This window comes from Bacillus nitratireducens, from assembly GCF_036320425.1.
In the GTDB taxonomy this organism is placed as follows: Bacteria; Bacillota; Bacilli; order Bacillales; family Bacillaceae_G; genus Bacillus_A; species Bacillus_A nitratireducens.
In genome coordinates this window covers 1-1,345 of record NZ_JAUMJO010000038.1, presented here as the reverse complement: position 1 = coordinate 1,345, position 1,345 = coordinate 1, and the positions used below count along the sequence as shown (strand labels likewise).

At 34.3% G+C, this 1,345-nt stretch carries 1 protein-coding gene; it reads right to left on the bottom strand.

All coding sequences use genetic code 11. The features are described 5' to 3' along the window. Positions 1–127: 127 nt before the first annotated feature. Positions 128–1,345 (bottom strand): IS4 family transposase (locus Q3V31_RS30610; RefSeq protein WP_329767699.1); only part of this gene is annotated, 1,218 nt, incomplete at its 5' end.

The window sequence follows — 1,345 nt, the reverse complement described above, 5'->3', positions numbered from 1 at the left end:
CACATCCATCAACTTAAGGTATATTTTTATACAAAATGCGGTCTTTCCATATAGTTTTTTATTATCTTTTATAGATTTTATAAAAGTAGGCATATCAAATAAACCCTGACGGGCTTCAATTTTTTTACTATGCTACCTGATGAGTAGAAGTGGTATACTCATAAACAACACCCAAAATATCAAAGACTGTCTTTTTCTCATATCGATGAGATTTTCGTCCGTTGTGCTGTAGGAGGTTAAACAGACGAAGGAGAACCTTTGATAATTCTTGGGTGTTTTTGTGTAATGCTTGGTAAAAAAGTAAAAAATAATCCTTAATTATGTACATCGCTTTATATTCACTTAGCTCTTTCTGTTTCTTACGTAACAGGAGTTCTCGCATTTTAAACATAGTAGAAGAACATAATAGAATACTAATGAGTTGCCCATAAAGGTGACATTCTAATCGTTCTTGTTTAATAGATTTACAACGATGAATTTGAAACCAAGATTTCCATATTTTAAATAACAGCTCAATTTGCCAACGCAGTGAATATAGATCATAAATTTTCTCTTTTGGTACCCATTCCGTAGGAATGTTTGTCATATATACCGTAATACCTTGTAAAAGTTTTGTACGCTCTGTATATGTAATTCCTTTTTTCTTTTCGCGAATAGCTCGATCACGTAGACGTTTCTGTTTTTGCTCCTCGGTACATCTATAAACTACAATTCGAGTAGGAAGTTTGTCTTTACTCCCTACATATACATCATGTAATTCATACACTTGGCCAGGCTGCAATTGTTTCATGATGTCTTCCAAATGAATTTGTATATATACCGGTTTTAATTGAGCGGGTTTTGTTTTAAATACCACTGTTTCAAATTCTTTTCTATATATTTTAGTTGGTAACTTTAGACGTGATAAATAATATCCTTGCTTATCTTGAATAGACTTAAAGTCCTGTAGACGAAAATATCCTAAGTCACGAATATATAGTTCATTCTTTTGTGCCATGCCTGTTCGAGTCGCACTATATGCCTGATCACTTCGTTTTCCTGGTTCAATTTCCACATCAGAAAATTTTCCACTCAACAAGTCATACTCTAGTTGGATTTTCACACCAGCTGTATGACTACACCCTCCGGCACCAGGATAAGTAGTTGCGAATCGATCTGGAACTTGGAAAGTTGTAGAATCAAGGACGAGAATCCGCTCAAAATAAGAAGAAAGAGAATGAGAAATCTTAGATACTCCTCCAATTTTAGCTTGTAGAAGTGTAGTAAATACAGTGCGAAAGAAGGCTACAGAATCCGAATTAAATCGTCGATTAAGTCCCTCCGGACTTAATAAAATTCCTGTTGA